Origin of the sequence: Priestia sp. FSL P4-0332, from assembly GCF_038005845.1 — a bacterium.
In the GTDB taxonomy this organism is placed as follows: domain Bacteria; phylum Bacillota; class Bacilli; order Bacillales; family Bacillaceae_H; genus Priestia.
Window position 1 is genome coordinate 4,523,146 of sequence record NZ_JBBOUA010000001.1, and the last position, 16,393, is coordinate 4,539,538.

Below are 16,393 nucleotides of genomic sequence, written 5' to 3' on the forward strand. Positions count from 1 at the left end.
TCACAGGAAAAAGTTCGGTCAGTGCAACCGAACTTTTTTCATTCTATTCTATGTTACTAGAAATCAGTAAACTGTTACAAGTTCGTCTAGTTGGCTATTTGTTCTTTTTTCTACAAAGTAAGCGTGTAAAAGTTCATTTTCATCAATCTGTACATGCTCGCCTGTTTGAGATGTAGCAATAATCATATGCTTACAACCTCTTTGGAATTTTTGCAGAACTTGATGGAGCGTCTCACTGGTTGATACACTTAACGTTTTTAAAGCTCCAATTGGATGCTCTTTGCCATGATATCTCTCCAACAAAAAGCGCATGTAGACAAATTGCCTGCTCTTCCATTCCAAATATCCGGATATAATTAAAAATGAAATAACAATCCATAAGTGCAGCTGAAAAGGATACATAATGACGGCGTAAATAATACCGACAGCTAAAAAAAACGTTGATAACCGGAGCGCGAGCTTATGCGCTTCTAAAAATGGTAAAGACCGACTGCAAATTAAAAAAAGCAGCTTCCCTCCGTCCAATGGCCAAATGGGCAAAAGATTAAACAGTAAAATCACCGTGCATTGAAACATAAATTGCTCATACGTTTCCAAAGACAACACATTTATTTTCATTAATAAGAAAGCAGCTCCAAACATCCAGAGATGCTGAAGAGGTCCACTTATTGTCACAATAAACTCTTCTCGAAATGGACGATTCCCATGTTCATCTACTTCTGCTACTCCCCCAAAAGGTAAGAGCATAATTCTGCGAATCCGCCAAGAAAAACACTGAGCCGCTACGGCGTGGCCCAGTTCATGAATAATTACAATAATAAATAACAAAAAAAGCTGCTTTACCGTAGCCGTTAAGATACCAATTACGAAAACCCCCCAAAACAATGGATGAATGTGAATTTTCATCAATAACGAAAAAGCACTATTCAAATTGAATCACCTGACTAGGATCCACAAACTTATCGCCTTTTTTAATAGCAAAATAGAATGTTCCAGCATCGCCTTTTTTACTGTTTTCCACAATTCCTACTTCTTTGCCTTTATTTACAAAATCATACATACTAACATTGATTTTTTTGAGCTGTCCATACCAAGTTTCGGTTCCATCGGCATGTTGAATAATAACGGTATTCCCAGTATCATCACGTTTTCCTACATACCTTACGATACCTTCACTCATTGCTTCTACAACCGAATCCAATCCTGTTTGAACCGTCACGCCTTGCTTACTTTGAGCAAATGTTTCCGTTACTTTCCCTGAAGCTGGAGTAGCATATTCTCCGCTTACACTTTGCTCCGTTTTGCTAGACTCTTTATTCGGCAATAGCGTTAACGGCTTCCCAAACTTATCTTCGTACCAGGAGGAAACAGCTGCAAACTGAAATTCTTTATCCATTGTTTGTTGAACCACCACTCTGGCCTGTTCAAAAGTAGGAGAAGCGTTCTTGAACATAATCCCTACAATTAACACTAAGCAGGCTGAAGCTAAGATTTTAAATAAAAAGCGGTCTTTTCGAAATAACGGGTGATATTCCTTTGCTGATGGTGTGTATTCAACCGCAGAATAATCCATCGATCCATATTTTTCTTCTTCGCTCATTAAGGACGTATGAAGAGGTTCTTGAGGAAGACGCTTCGTTGTATTTAATTGTTTTCGCTTACGCTCAGCAATTCGTTTACGGATTTCATCAGCACGTCGATTCATGATTCATCATTCTCCTTGTTCTTATCGTATAATCAACTATATGACTTGTCCGTGGAGCTTATGACAGCTTGACTCTACAAAATCACACAAATAAAAAAAGCTTCCTCTATCGGAAGCTTTTTAAGAACGAACACCAAAGAATCGTTTAATACGTGCAAACATTCCCTTATCTTCTTCATCTAACGATTGAAGAGGAACCGTTTCACCTAGAATACGTCTTGCAATATTACGATATGCAATTGATGCTTTGCTTGATGGGTCCATGACAATTGGTTCACCGTTGTTAGAAGCACGAATAACATTTTCATCGTCAGCAACGATTCCAATTAAATCAACAGCCAGAAGCTGAGAAATTTCTTCCACGTCCAGCATGTCTCCATTTTTCATCATATGACTACGGATTCGGTTAATAACCAGTTTTGGAGACTCGATATCCTCTTGCTCCAATAATCCAATAATACGGTCAGCATCACGAACAGCTGAAACTTCCGGTGTTGTCACAACGAGTGCCTTATCAGCGCCAGCTACGGCATTCTTATAGCCTTGTTCAATACCAGCTGGGCAATCAATAACCACATAGTCATAGTCTTGCTTTAACTGAAGAACTAACTCTCTCATTTGTTCTGGTTGAACAGCTGTTTTGTCACTCGTTTGAGCAGCAGGAAGTAAGTACAAACATTCAAAACGCTTGTCCTTAATCAAGGCTTTTTGCGGTTGGCATCGACCTTCTACCACGTCTACAAGATCATAAATAATACGATTTTCAAGCCCCATTACAACATCCAAGTTGCGTAAGCCGATATCAGTGTCTACTAGACACACGCGCTTTCCAGCTAATGCTAGAGCAGTACCTAAATTGGCTGATGTCGTTGTTTTTCCAACTCCACCTTTACCAGACGTAACAACAATAGCCTCTCCCACTGTCAAATTCTCCTTTCTACCCTGGTCAAATTCGGTCTTAGATGCGGTAAAGTTTGCACGCGATCTATCACCATTTGATCATTATCATCTAAGTATGCACATTCCATTATATTCTCTTCCTTCTCACTGCGCTCTTCTTCTGATCGGGTAATGATATCAGCAATGCGCAGCTGTGAAGGTTTCATTAACGATGCAGCAATAACGGCGTTTTTATTGCCTCGATATCCTGCATGAGCAATTCCTTTTAAAGCACCTAATACAAATAAATTTCCTCCAGCTACAACGGTTCCTCCGGGATTTACGTCTCCGACTAGAAGCAAATCGCCTTCTACATGGAGAACCTGTCCTGAACGAACTACCTTTGTAACAGATACTAATTCACTTTCTTCTCTTACTCGGACTGCATCTTGCTTTAAAATAACGTTACTATCAATTTGTTTAACTACTAAATACTGATTTTCTTCTATGAGCGCCTTCAATTCGGTTTCCTGCTCTGTAGTTAAATAACGATTTCCGATTTTGACATACACTGTGACGATCTGATCGGCATCGCCATGCTTATTTGTCAAAAGCTTCGTCTTAAGTTCCGTCAAAAGCTCTGCAAATGAACATGTATCATTGAGATGCAACGTTAATCCATCTTTTGTTCCTTTAATTGTCACATTTTGTTGCTTTTGTTTATTCAAGACGCTCACCTCAACGAATATATAATTTCGACAGAGACTTACTCAATTCCTTTTTTTCGTTTCTTCAATCAGCATTTTTATCCTATCATGAACGAGAAGCGTAATATATGTTCCGATCAGCGTTCATCGATAAATTTAGCGAAATATTGAAAACATCTTTGAAGCGGAAATGCAAAAATGAGTGCAAATATGGCATTTAAAATGATGGTTGCGTAAAATCGCTCTTGCAAGAAGCGACCAATGGTCATATCAGATATATTAATAATGCTATTAATTCCATATACATAAAACTCAATAATGGCTACAGCTAATAGCGACATGCAGATTACGATAAGCGTATTTTGCTGAAAAATCTTCATTAGTTTTGATACGATATAGCATACGGCCGGCAATCCAAGCGCGTATACTCCTAAGACATCCGTAAAGGCAATATCGTACATGAATCCAAGGATTACCCCATATAGCATCGCTTGCTTTGGGTGATAATACACTGACATAAAAGCCAGTACCACTACAACAAAATGAGGCGATAGAATCCAGTCTCGCCATGGTGATGCCATGGCGACAAAATTAACAAAGATACTTTCAAACATAAAAACGACAAGCACGAGAATAGGAAGGACAAACCGCCTCATCAGTTAGCCTCCTCCGCCCCTAAATCGTCTTCAGCAGCGGGCGCACTTCTTTTAGCTACAACTACGTTATCTAAGTCATACAAGTCAGCAGCAGGTTTGATATAAGCTTTTTTCGTTAATCCATATTCATCAGGCTCAATTTTTGTGATAACGCCAATTGGAAGATTGCTAGGGAAAATACCGTCTTCTTGTCCTAGACCAGACGTTACTACTTTTTGCTTTTCTTTAATATCAGCATCAAATGGAATACGACGCATAACAAGCGCCTGTTCTTTATCATCATAGCCTTCAATTAAACCAAACACTTCTTTTTTAGCCTGAATTTTAGCAGATACACGGTTTGTACGATCTGATGAACTAATTAACTGCACAGTAGATGTGAACTTAGATGCATGCTTCACTTTACCAATCAGCCCTTCAGGAGTCATAACAGCCATATTTTCCTGCACATTATGAACCGTCCCTTTATCAATGGCAATTACCTCATGCCAACGGTCTGGATTACGAGCAATAACTGTTGCTTCGATTGGGTTGTATTGACTTAAATCCGTTTTTTTGTCGAGCTGTGCTCTTAATTTTTTATTTTCTTGCTGCAAAGCGTTGGCTTTCGTTTCTAATTGCATGCGTTCGTCTAAACGGGCTTTTAATACCTCGTTTTCTTCGTATGTACGCTTTAAGTCACCTACATTCTGAAAGAAACCCGCTACAAATTGTGCGGGTTCATTAAAGGTAGCCTGAACAAGACCAACCGTATCTTTGACAAACTGTTCAGGCCACGTTACATTTTTACGACCATTTAACGAAAAACCAATCAATGCCACTAATACAATAATACTGACTAATAAAATAACTAAACGTTTATTTAAGAAAAATTGTGGCACGATCTACACCTCTTAATATTTAGCGATATGAATCGCTTGTACGATTTTTAAATAAATCAATGTGTTCTAACGCTTTACCAGTTCCAATTGCAACACAGTCAAGCGGATCTTCTGCGATGACAACCGGCATATTTGTTTCCTCACTAATAACTTTATCTAAATTACGTAGCAATGCGCCACCGCCTGTTAATACAATACCGCGATCCATAATATCCGCCGCAAGTTCAGGTGGTGTTTTTTCTAATGTACTTTTTACTGAATCTACAATAGAAGCCACTGTATCTTTTAGCGCTTCTGCAATTTCTTCTGCTGAAATTTCGATTGTTTTCGGTAGACCTGTTAGTAAGTCACGTCCGCGAATTTCCATGTTTTCAATACCTTCTGGAATTCCGGCAGAACCGACTTCTACTTTTAATGCTTCTGACGTACGCTCACCGATCATTAAATTGTAATTCTTGCGAATATATTGAATAATCGCTTCATCCATCTCGTCCCCAGCGATACGGATTGACTGACATGTTACGATTCCTCCTAAAGAAATAATCGCAACTTCTGTTGTTCCTCCGCCAATATCTACTACCATACTTCCCGTTGGCTCCCAAACCGGTAGATTGGCGCCGATTGCTGCAGCAAACGGTTCTTCAATTGTATACGCATCACGCGCGCCAGCCTGACGAGTCGCATCAATAACGGCACGTTTCTCAACAGCTGTAATGCCAGAAGGTACACAAACCATTACATACGGCTTACCCGCAAACAAACTTTTTGTTTTTTGAGCTTGATTGATGTAATATTTCATCATCGTCGCAGTTGTTTCGTAATCTGCAATAACTCCATCTTTCATTGGACGAAGGGCTACTACGTTCCCAGGTGTACGACCAATCATATTTTTTGCATCGTTACCTACCGCAACGATTTGTTTTGTATCAGTTTGCAAAGCCACAACAGACGGCTCACGCACAACAATTCCTTTTCCTTTTACATAAACGAGCGTATTTGCAGTACCCAAATCTATTCCAAGGTCTCTAGTACCGATTCCAAACATGTGTCTCTTCCTTTCTCTTACCAAAATGCAAAGGTAAAAATTCCATAATTCAATTTCTTCATTTCATAAGTAACATTTTTTATTTTCTATACTTTTTTCATAGATGTCAACGCCAAATATTGTATGATAAAAAGTCATACTTTGTCTATTAATAACGAATGATTGTAAAGAACTTGTCATTTAAAATCATGACTACTATTATAACCCAAGGATTTTAAAAAGCATAGCCTTACATGTATCCTTTTTCTTTTAAACTAATATATTTTCGATCTCCGATAATTAAATGATCTAACAATTCAATTCCTATGATAAATCCGCACTCTTTTAAGCGCTTCGTTACCTCTATATCTTCTCTGCTGGGAGTAGGGTCGCCGGAGGGATGATTATGAATACAAATAAGGGATGCAGCTGAACGACGAAAGGCTTCTTTAAATACTTCTCTTGGATGGACAATAGATGAATTGAGGCTTCCGATAAAAATGGTTTGCTTGTGGAGAACTTGATTTTTCGTGTTGAGGTATAAACAGACGAAATGCTCTTGAGACAGCACGCGCATTTCTTCCATCACATAATTAGCTCCGTCTTCAGGGCCATGAATGGTATATCGCTGACTAGATTTCCGCTGTACAATCCTCTTACCTATTTCAATAGCCGCTATAATTTGAATTGCTTTTGCAGGTCCGATACCTTTAATATTCATCATTTCATCAAGCGATGCATGCTGCAAAAGTTGAAGACCTTCAAAATGCGTTAATATGCGATTGGACAGCTGAAGAACAGATTCATCTTTAGTTCCAGTGCGCAGCAAAATAGCAATAAGCTCGTGGTTAGAAAGACTAGAAGCACCCATTGACACAAGGCGCTCTCGAGGTCTTTCATCTTGAGGGAAATCTTTAATTAACAATGATTGATCCAATTTCGCCACTCCTTTTTAGTAAACGAAACCGTATTGTTTTAGCTCACGTATTGTTCGGGAGAGCGGCAAGCCCACCACGGAGAAATAGTCTCCTTCAATTTTTTTAACTAGCGCAGCACCGAGACCTTGAATTCCATAAGAACCAGCCTTATCCATAGGCTCTCCTGACTCTACGTACTGTACGATTTCATCTTGTTCAATCGGCCAAAACTCTACATCTGTTTGTTCATAAAACGTATGAACTTTTGCATTTGATACGAACGCTACTCCAGTTAATACCTGATGTTTTTGACCTGACAGCATCGTAAGTGTTTCAATCGCTTCTTGTTTCGTTTTTGGCTTTCCTAAAATACGATTGCCATATACGACAACTGTATCGGCACCTAGGACAATATCCTCTTTATGATGCGAAGCAACGTCCACTGCTTTTTGCCTAGCTAAATCCATTACTACCTCGGACGGAGTGTATGATGGATTGACGATTTCTTCAATTGTACTAACGTGAACGGTAAAGGGAATGTGAAGCTGCTGAAGTAATTCTTTTCGACGAGGAGAGCCTGAGGCTAAAATTAATGTTTGTTTCATACATCTCACCTTTGCATTTTGATTTAAAAAAGAAGGACACACCGTTATTTTAGCAATTTCATCTCCAAATGACAATAAACAAGTGAGGCAGCATTACACTACCTCACTTGTTAAGACGTTACAAGGCTTTCATACTGCTGAAGAGCTTTTAACACGTATCGCTGAGCAAGCCAAGCATCTTTACTGCTTTTATTGTCTTCATATGAAGAAAGAGAAGCAGCAGCTTTTTGAAGGGTGCTCACCATGGTTTTAATGTCTTCATTTGACGCTTCTTTCTGAACTTTTGTCAGCTCTTTTTTCAGAGATTTGATATCGGCTACCCGCTGTCCTTCAATCGCTTTAGCAGATTGATCTAAGAGATTAGCCATAAACGGCTGCGCTGTTGTTATAACCGTTTGATCTTTTTTCCCTAATTCGCTAGTGGGCTTAATTTCATAAGACTTTACATATACATCTTTACCTTGTTGTTTATACGTTTTACTAAGTGCGTTCGCTTTTTCTTCTCCAGTGGCAGCACCAACGACAAGAGAATAGGTTTTAGGTGAAAAGATCTCGCCTGCTTCGTTCTCTTCTTTCCATTTATCCATTGCTTTATTAGCAGCAGTTTTTGATGAAAAAGCACCTGCTTGAACAATGTAAAAGGAAAAAGGTTCTAAAGTAGAAGCAGCAGCTGATGTCCCCTTCGATTCCTGTTCGCTTTTCTTTTCAGCTTTACCAACACTTTCAGTGGTAGACGCTGTTTGAGAAGCTTTTTCTTCTTTCGTTTGCTCACTTGTTTGTGCTTTGCTTACAGGCTGTTCGCTTCCTGTCATCATTTTCACACCAACCATACCGATGCCGCTGCCTATTCCGACTGCTAGCAGTACAATCACAGCTGTTCGTTTGATCACACCGCCGTTTACCGTTTTAATCGAAACATTTTTAGGATGTAATCGCGGCTTTTTCTTTTTTTCATTTCTTACATCTTCAATAAACACCACTTTATTTTCTTCCACATGAGAATCTGTGGATCCCGGTTCCGGAAGAACCCACGTAAACTCGTCTTTTTCTGGCGCTTGTTCTTCCTTGGATTGACCGTTGATTTTAATTGAAATTTTTCGTTCCTGCTTGTCCACTGCCCCACCGCCTTTAGTTAACGTAGTCTTAGTACCGGTTGCAAGCTGAGGTAAACCGACATAAAACATACACTTTTTTCCATGCTATCATAGAAGAAAAAAAAAATAACAAGACATTTGTCGTCTTGTTACAAAAGGTTTTCGCTATTTAGTTACAGAAATTTTAAATTTGTCGAAGACTTGAAGCTCAATAAAAAATAGTTGCTAACATACCAATCTATCAATTCGTTTCCATGAAAATAAGCAGCGATTGTGCCTATAAAAATAAATGGAACGAAAGGAATTGGTACACCTACCTTTGCCTTTTTCATTAATAACGCTCCTATACTAACGGTTCCGCCTATTAATATAGCTAAAAAAAGCGATAGCAAAACAAGCTTTACTCCAAGCACAATACCAATCAAAGCATACAATTTAATATCTCCTTCTCCAAGCCCTCCTCTGCTGAGAAATGCGATTAGAAAGAGGAGAAAAAATGCGATTCCTCCTCCCATTAAGGAATCACTCCACGAATTTAATGGAATGAAAAGACGCTCAAGTAGAAAGATAGGCAAAAAGAAAAGCAGTACCTTATTTGGGACAATCATATAGGCTATGTCTGAGACAACTATAATTGTTAAAAAAGAAACAAAGGTTAATATGACAATCAGTTCTAACGTCATATTCAATCTAAAAAAAGCATATACAAATAAACTTCCTGTCGAAAATTCTATGAATGGGTAGATGAAGGAGATTTTTTTGTGACACATACTACATTTTCCTGCATTTTTAATGTAGGAGACTATGGGAATTAATTGTTGTGGAGAAAGAACGTATAAACAGTGTGGACAATGAGATCTTGGAGATAAAATAGATTTTTTCTGAGGTATTCTAAGTCCTGCTACGTTATAAAATGAACCTAACGTGATACCTGAAACAAATGCATAGAGGTAAATTAAACTCATACTATTTCTTCCATCTCAGGCCTGCTGCTTACCAATTGTAGGTTTTCTTTTGAGTGAAGGAATGTACCTCGTTCCCTTAAATAGCTGCCAATAAACGGAATGAGAAAAGCTGCTAGAAGACCTATTACGATAACCAGTATGATCACTTTCATTAGAGAAATTCCTTTATTCCTCGTTGACAGTTTATCCATTTCAATATCTCTCCTTTATTGATTAGTATCAAACAGCTCCTTCGTTAATAAACTGAATCATAATACCCATAAAAGTCATATTCTGTATGCCTCCTTCCTTAAAACACACTTTTTATAGGTAATAAGGATTATACCACTAAAAAACAAAAACAGCATAAAAAAACGTCTGCAAAAGCAGACGTCTTTTAATAGTAAGGAGCCATAAATAAGTAGACAATTACACCTGTAAGACTTACATAAAGCCAGATTGGCATTGTCCATCGCACAATTTTTTTGTGTTTTTCAACTTGCATTGTCCAGCCCCACACAAGTGCAAACAGTGCCAGCGGAACAATAATCGCTGCTAGGAAACTGTGTGTGATCAAAATAAAGAAGTAAATGGGACGAACGATTCCTTCTCCACCAAACGTAGCTGTTTCTGTGGAAATGTAATGGAACGTTAAATATGAAACTAAAAAGAGCAGTGTGGAAGTGAATGCTGCTAAAATAAAACCTTTATGAGCATTAATATTTTTCCTGAAAATTGAAATCAACGCCGCAACTAAAAAAATAAACGTAAAACTATTCAAAATAGCATTTAACCGTGGAAAGATAGTCAAATCAAAACTTACTTTTCCTTGATAGCCAATATTCGAAAAGAATAGCAGTAAAATAATAACATTCGCTATCACTGAAAAGGTAAGAATAATACCAGTAAAGTTTTTATTACTTTTCGGTACAATTTTTTCATTATTCTTACTCATGTTAACAATCTCCTTATTTAGTGATGTACATGTTTATTATATATCACTTACCTAAGGGGTGAAAGTGACAATACTTTGAACTTAGTGCTTCCTTATTATCCGTATCCCTTCCTCACATTATGTTAAAAGCAGCAAGATTTCACTTGCTGCTTTTGCTCATTTTAGAAGAAAAGCCCGCACTTCTGATATAAAATACAGAGACCCTGTAATCACGACCATGTCTTGTTCACCTGTCGCCTTTTCCTTTACGTAAGCAATTGCTTTTTTCCACTCCTCATCCATATGCTTATTATGATGAGTACTCATCTCATAAAGCTCTTGAGCTGCGCGAGCACGAGGAAAGTCAAACGACGTAAATGTAATACTTGCAGCGATTGTTTCAAGTTCTTGAACCATTCGATCAGCACTTTTATCATTTAAACAGCTGAAAACTAAATGAATGTTTCGATCTTCATAATGAAGGCGTAAAGTAGATAACAAGCTATCAATGCCTTCTGCATTATGAGCCCCATCAATAATCGTTAAAGGATGCTCATTTACTATCTCAAAGCGGCCGTTCCACTTTGTATGCTGAATCCCTTTTATCATTTGCTCATTGGAGATAGAAAGCTTTTTCTTTTCTTTTAAATAACAAACGGCCATGACAGCCAAAGCTGCATTTGTTACTTGATGATAGCCAAGCATATTTAATTCTAAATGTTCAAATGTGCCATACGGCGTTTTTAAAGCAAAGCCTTCCCCATTTGCTAAGGGCTCATAGTTTTTAATGTCAAAATCTTTTCCTAACACAAATATCGAAGCCTGCTTTGACTTTGCTTCTTCAGTAATGACATCAAGCGCCTTTACTTGCTCTGCACCGGTAATAATAGGGACTTCTTTTTTAATAATCCCCGCTTTTTCTGCTGCAATTTCTTCTACCGTATCTCCTAGTATTGCCATGTGATCAAATCCAATGTTTGTAATAATACTCACCATAGGATTCACAACGTTTGTTGAGTCATATCGTCCTCCAAGACCTGTTTCAAACACAGCATAGTCAACTGACTCATGATAGCCGAAATAAAGAAAAGCCATGACTGTAATCACTTCAAATTCCGTTGCTGATCCTAAGTTTGTATGTTCTAGTCGCTCCACAACAGGCTTTATTTCCTGAACAAGAGCGGTCATTGCTTCATTTGAAATAGGCTTTCCATTCACGCTGATCCGTTCATTAAATGTTTCGATATAAGGAGAAGTAAAGGTTCCAACTTTATACCCTGCTTCTTCTAACATGTTTCGCAAATAAGAAACGGTAGAACCTTTACCATTCGTACCAGCAACATGAATAGCATTTAGATTTTGCTGCGGAAAATCAAGCTGCTCTAGCATCCATTCCATTCGTTCTAACCCCGGCTTGATTCCAAAGCGAAGTCTGTTATGAATCCAATCAAGCGCTTCTTCATATGTCGTTATCATCTTTTATTCACCTTTCTTTTCCATCGCTATTATTATGTAAAGAAAAAGCGTCGCTATACAAGCCACGCTTTTTCTGTTGGTTCATTAACCCATTGATTATCCGCGTAATTCAGCAATACGAGACTGAACAGCTTCGCGTTTTTCAACATAATCCTGCTCTTTTGCACGCTCTTCTTCTACTACTTTAGCAGGCGCTTTTGCAATAAAGCCTTGGTTGTTTAATTTCTTTTGTACACGTTCTACTTCTTTGTTTAACTTGTCGTATTCTTTTTCTAAACGCGCGATTTCTTCTTCGATATTAATTAAACCTTCAAGAGGTAAAATTAATTCTGCGCCTGTTACAACAGCAGTCATCGCTTTTTCATCTAATGAAACATCTGTTGAGATCACAAGCTCACTTGGATTACAGAAACGTTCTACATACGCACGGTTCTTTTCGAGCTGGCTTTGAATATTTTCATCTTTAGCTTTGATAAATAATTTTACTTGTTTGCTCATCGGCGTGTTCACTTCAGCACGAATGTTACGAACAGCGCGGATAATATCTACAAGTAAACGCATATCGTTAGCAGCTTCTTTATCAGAAAGCTCAGGGCGTACTTCCGGCCATTTAGCTACTGTAATTGATTCGCCTTCATGCGGCAAGCTTTGCCAAATTTCTTCGGTAATAAACGGCATGAATGGATGTAAAAGTCGCATTGTATTATCAAGTACATAAGCTAAAATTGAGCGAGTTGTCTTTTTAGCTGCTTCATCTTCTCCGTAAAGAGGAAGTTTAGCCATTTCAATGTACCAATCGCAGAAATCATCCCAAATAAAGTTATAGAGAATACGTCCAACTTCACCGAATTCATATTTGTCAGCTAATTTTGTTACGTGCTCAATCGTTTCATTTAAGCGCGTTAAAATCCATTTATCAGCAACAGACTTTTCGCCTGATAAATCAAGCTCTTCAAATGTGATGCCGTCCATGTTCATTAATGCAAAACGAGAAGCATTCCAAATTTTATTTGCAAAGTTCCATGTCGCTTCGACTTTTTCAAAGCTGAAGCGTAAATCTTGTCCTGGTGAGCTTCCTGTAGATAAGAAGTAGCGAAGAGAATCTGCACCGTATTTCTCGATTACTTCCATTGGATCTACACCGTTACCAAGTGATTTACTCATTTTACGACCTTCAGCATCTCGTACAAGACCGTGAATGAGTACATCGTCAAACGGACGTTTACCCGTAAATTCAAGACCTTGGAAAATCATACGAGATACCCAGAAGAAAATAATATCGTAGCCTGTTACAAGCACATTTGTTGGGTAGTAGCGTTTGAAATCAGCTGCATCCACATCGGGCCAGCCCATTGTTGAGAATGGCCATAGCGCTGAACTGAACCATGTGTCTAATACATCTGAATCTTGTTCCCAGTTTTCGATATCTGCTGGAGCCTCATGATCTACGTATACTTCTCCAGTTTCTTTATGATACCAAGCTGGAATGCGATGTCCCCACCAAAGCTGACGCGAAATACACCAGTCGCGAATATTTTCCATCCAGTGTAAGTATGTCTTTTCAAAACGATCAGGCACAAAGTTTACTTTTTCTTCTTGTTTTTGAAGATCTACTGCTTTATCTGCTAACGGCTGCATTTTTACAAACCACTGAGTTGATAAATAAGGTTCAACAACGGCACCGCTTCGTTCACTGTGACCTACTGAATGCATGTGGTCTTCAATGTTGAACAATACACCGTCTTCTTGAAGGTCTTTAACAATTTGCTTACGGCAAGCAAAACGATCCATTCCTTCATATTTACCTGCTTTGTCGTTCATCGTACCGTCTTGATTCATCACTAAAATACGCTCTAAATTATGACGGTTTCCAATTTCAAAATCGTTCGGGTCATGAGCAGGCGTGATTTTCACCGCACCAGAACCGAATTCCATATCTACATAATCATCGCCTACGATTGGAATTTCACGCCCTACAATCGGAAGGACAACCTTTTTGCCGATTAAGTGCTTATAGCGATCATCTTCAGGGTGAACAGCTACAGCCGTATCTCCTAGCATTGTTTCAGGACGAGTTGTTGCGATTTCAATATGTCCAGAACCATCTGCCAACGGATAGCGCATATGATAAAACGCACCTTGTACATCTTTGTAAATAACCTCGATGTCTGAAAGAGCTGTTTTTGTAGCTGGATCCCAGTTAATAATATATTCTCCGCGGTAGATTAACCCTTTTTTGTAAAGCGTTACGAATACTTCGCGCACTGCTTTAGAAAGGCCTTCATCAAGCGTGAAGCGCTCGCGTGAATAGTCTAAGCCAAGTCCTAGCTTCGACCACTGCTGGCGAATAAAGCTTGCATATTCTTCTTTCCATTTCCACGTTTCGGCTACAAAATTTTCGCGGCCTAGATCGTAGCGGCTTTTCCCTTCGCTGCGAAGCTTTTCTTCTACTTTTGCCTGCGTTGCAATCCCCGCATGGTCCATGCCAGGAAGCCATAAAACGTCATAGCCTTGCATGCGCTTCATACGCGTTAAGATGTCTTGTAACGTTGTATCCCAAGCGTGGCCTAAATGCAGCTTGCCCGTTACGTTTGGGGGTGGAATTACAATTGTATATGGCTCTTTTTCAGGGTCATTTGTTGCTTCAAAAAACTTCCCGTCTAACCAATACTGATAACGATTTTCTTCAACGGCTTTTGGATCATACTTCGTTGGAAGACTCACTTCTTTTTCAGACATAATGTATACCTCCATAATATAAAGTTTCAGTCTTTAGAAACTGTGTAAAGCTTTTATAAACATAAAAAAACTCCTTTCCTAATAAAAGGACGAAAGGAGTTGATTTCGCGGTACCACCTTTTTTTATAGACGTATCCCGTTTGATAAGCCTATACACTTCATTTCATAACGGTTGATTAACCGGCTTTTTCTACTGAGCTATGCAGCTGTTCAAAAAAGCTACTCATAGGCGACATTCCGAGTGCACATTCTTAAGAAATCTCACAGCAACTGATTTCTCTCTCTGAAAGACGAACATCCCGTACTCTTCCTATTCACTGTATTTATGTATGAATTTCTCTTAATTATACTATATGAAAAAATGTTGAATCGTCAATAATCTTCTCCATTTTTTTATGATTATATTCATAATTTTTTTGTTCTGCTCTTTATTTTTTCATTCGCTCGCTAATTTTGGAAATAAAATGAAGAGCCCACTCAAAAAAATGTCACCATTTCTTTCTTTTTTCATATACTTACTTTAACCTGGGCACGTGGATTGAAAGGGGCATGTACAAATGAAGAAACGAATAAATGTAAATTCGTATCAGCTGCAGCGGTGGCTCAAAACAGCAGGAGCGGCTTGTGGACAGTTTATTGTTCCTTTAACAATTTTTCAAGGTATACGTACACTATTTTTCCCTACAACCTTTGATGTACTGTTGTTGGCATTGCTTGCCATACTAGCGGTTGCTTTATATTCCGACTGGATTTAAAAACCCAAGCGCTATTCGTTCGCTTGGGCTTGTGCAGCTGCTTCCGCTGCCATTTTTTTTTGCTGATCTACTTCAAATATTTTAATATTGAGCTGTTCAATGTTTTTCGTCAGCCAGTATGCTCGAATAAATGACTGCATATGTTCAAGCTCTGTTTTACTTTCTTTATGCTGCCTATATTGAACGATACACTGATACAAGGGTTCTGGAAACGCCAAATAACTGTGCAAAAGCAGCCGTTCCTCTTCTCTGAGAGCAAAATGTTTTTCATACGTACTAAACCACTCATAGCTGTCATAGGTAGTTACTGGGTATGTGCGAAGAGTACGGAAATAAAATGAGACCAAATCATAAATCGGTGAAGCATCTTTTGCATGTTCAAAATTAATAAAAAAACCATTTCCCCGCTCGTCATAGATAAAGTGTTTAGCCGATAGCTTTCCATGAGAAGTAACCAGCCGGATCTTTTCCTTTTCTTCCATTTCATCGTTCCACTGATCGAGCTTTCCAAAACCAAATTCAAGCGCTCTTGTCATTTCATAATAAAATGTACAGTAATGCAATTCAAACGGAGACATATAGACTTTCTTCTCGCATTCTACTACGTACTGCTTCAGCTCTTCCTGACGTTTTTCCCACGTTTCTTTCATCGATGTATAATGATTTTCTATATCTTCTTTTTTCACTTCTACTTCCTGCGCCGAAGCGCCGTGAAGCTTAGCAAGCTCTTGAAATAATTTATGATATCGAATATCACGCTCTTCGGTCGGATTATTTGGGAGCCACGGCATTAAGTAATACGAGCCGCTTTCATCTGAAACAATGGGCTGAGAACGCTTCGTTTGATAAATAGGGACAAATCCCATCCATCCTTTTTGATACACGTTCTGCAGCTTTTGAATGAAGTTTTGATTTCGTTCTTGATGATTCGCCATTTCTTTAAGCGCAAACACGCCGGTTTTCGTATAGACTTTTTTTACTTTTCCGTAGTCTTCGATAAAGTCAACATCTAAGTCATATTCTTTTAACAATACTTTGTAGTCTGCTACTGTCCGCTGCATCTATATTCTCCTTCCT

Annotated in this window: 17 protein-coding genes and 1 other annotated feature; of the genes, 1 reads left to right on the plus strand and 16 read right to left on the minus strand. The window is 38.6% G+C overall.

The genetic code is table 11. From position 1 onward, the window contains the following. Positions 1-63 precede the first annotated feature (63 nt). The 15 genes from MKY06_RS23755 to MKY06_RS23825 form a co-directional block, all read right to left on the minus strand. Positions 64-930, minus strand: a complete 867-nt coding sequence (locus MKY06_RS23755) for a M50 family metallopeptidase (RefSeq protein WP_053487751.1) — start codon at positions 928-930, stop codon at positions 64-66. Next, positions 923-1,705, minus strand: a complete 783-nt coding sequence (locus tag MKY06_RS23760; protein ID WP_013059340.1) for a M23 family metallopeptidase — start codon at positions 1,703-1,705, stop codon at positions 923-925. Before MKY06_RS23760 ends, MKY06_RS23755 begins: the two co-directional genes overlap by 8 nt. A gap of 120 nt (positions 1,706-1,825) precedes the next feature. Then, on the minus strand, positions 1,826-2,626 hold the full coding sequence (minD, locus tag MKY06_RS23765) for a septum site-determining protein MinD (RefSeq protein ID WP_013059341.1): 801 nt from the start codon (positions 2,624-2,626) through the stop codon (positions 1,826-1,828). A gap of 2 nt (positions 2,627-2,628) precedes the next feature. Continuing rightward, the gene (minC, locus tag MKY06_RS23770) at positions 2,629-3,312 is read right to left on the minus strand and encodes a septum site-determining protein MinC (RefSeq protein WP_013059342.1); all 684 of its coding nucleotides are present in this window, start codon (positions 3,310-3,312) and stop codon (positions 2,629-2,631) included. Positions 3,313-3,428: 116 nt separating this feature from the next. Continuing rightward, entirely contained in the window at positions 3,429-3,947 is a 519-nt protein-coding gene (gene mreD, locus MKY06_RS23775) for a rod shape-determining protein MreD (RefSeq protein WP_289919656.1), read from the minus strand. Beyond that, the gene (gene mreC / locus MKY06_RS23780) at positions 3,947-4,828 is read right to left on the minus strand and encodes a rod shape-determining protein MreC (protein ID WP_013059344.1); all 882 of its coding nucleotides are present in this window, start codon (positions 4,826-4,828) and stop codon (positions 3,947-3,949) included. Before mreC ends, mreD begins: the two co-directional genes overlap by 1 nt. Positions 4,829-4,847: 19 nt before the next feature. Continuing rightward, on the minus strand, positions 4,848-5,873 hold the full coding sequence (locus MKY06_RS23785) for a rod shape-determining protein (protein ID WP_013059345.1): 1,026 nt from the start codon (positions 5,871-5,873) through the stop codon (positions 4,848-4,850). A 229-nt stretch (positions 5,874-6,102) separates the two neighbouring features. Beyond that, positions 6,103-6,789 carry a RadC family protein gene (gene radC / locus MKY06_RS23790; protein ID WP_013059346.1) on the minus strand — a complete coding sequence of 229 codons (687 nt, stop codon included), beginning with the start codon at positions 6,787-6,789 and terminating at the stop codon, positions 6,103-6,105. A gap of 15 nt (positions 6,790-6,804) precedes the next feature. Then, positions 6,805-7,374 carry a Maf family protein gene (locus tag MKY06_RS23795; protein WP_013059347.1) on the minus strand — a complete coding sequence of 190 codons (570 nt, stop codon included), beginning with the start codon at positions 7,372-7,374 and terminating at the stop codon, positions 6,805-6,807. A gap of 110 nt (positions 7,375-7,484) precedes the next feature. Beyond that, the gene (locus tag MKY06_RS23800) at positions 7,485-8,558 is read right to left on the minus strand and encodes an SPOR domain-containing protein (protein WP_053487753.1); all 1,074 of its coding nucleotides are present in this window, start codon (positions 8,556-8,558) and stop codon (positions 7,485-7,487) included. 83 nt (positions 8,559-8,641) lie between these two features. Beyond that, the gene (locus tag MKY06_RS23805; RefSeq protein ID WP_013059349.1) at positions 8,642-9,433 is read right to left on the minus strand and encodes a prepilin peptidase; all 792 of its coding nucleotides are present in this window, start codon (positions 9,431-9,433) and stop codon (positions 8,642-8,644) included. Continuing rightward, the gene (locus tag MKY06_RS23810) at positions 9,430-9,624 is read right to left on the minus strand and encodes a hypothetical protein (protein ID WP_098399857.1); all 195 of its coding nucleotides are present in this window, start codon (positions 9,622-9,624) and stop codon (positions 9,430-9,432) included. Before MKY06_RS23810 ends, MKY06_RS23805 begins: the two co-directional genes overlap by 4 nt. Positions 9,625-9,809: 185 nt before the next feature. Continuing rightward, entirely contained in the window at positions 9,810-10,367 is a 558-nt protein-coding gene (locus MKY06_RS23815) for a DUF420 domain-containing protein (protein WP_013059351.1), read from the minus strand. 156 nt (positions 10,368-10,523) lie between these two features. Next, a complete protein-coding gene (locus tag MKY06_RS23820; protein WP_289919689.1) occupies positions 10,524-11,822 on the minus strand; it encodes a bifunctional folylpolyglutamate synthase/dihydrofolate synthase in 1,299 nt (432 codons plus the stop codon). A gap of 96 nt (positions 11,823-11,918) precedes the next feature. Beyond that, positions 11,919-14,561 (minus strand): valine--tRNA ligase, encoded by a 2,643-nt coding sequence (locus MKY06_RS23825; RefSeq protein WP_098279044.1) that lies wholly within the window; start codon positions 14,559-14,561, stop codon positions 11,919-11,921. A gap of 82 nt (positions 14,562-14,643) precedes the next feature. Next, positions 14,644-14,888: a binding site (T-box leader), on the minus strand. Between the two features lie 230 nt (positions 14,889-15,118). Between MKY06_RS23825 and MKY06_RS23830 the strand changes: the two genes are divergently transcribed. After that, positions 15,119-15,316: a hypothetical protein gene (locus tag MKY06_RS23830; protein ID WP_013059354.1), complete on the plus strand. Its 198-nt coding sequence runs from the start codon at positions 15,119-15,121 to the stop codon at positions 15,314-15,316. An 11-nt stretch (positions 15,317-15,327) separates the two neighbouring features. Here MKY06_RS23830 and ysxE read toward each other — a convergent pair whose 3' ends face one another. Then, a complete protein-coding gene (ysxE, locus tag MKY06_RS23835) occupies positions 15,328-16,377 on the minus strand; it encodes a spore coat protein YsxE (RefSeq protein WP_013085128.1) in 1,050 nt (349 codons plus the stop codon). Positions 16,378-16,393: the final 16 nt, after the last annotated feature.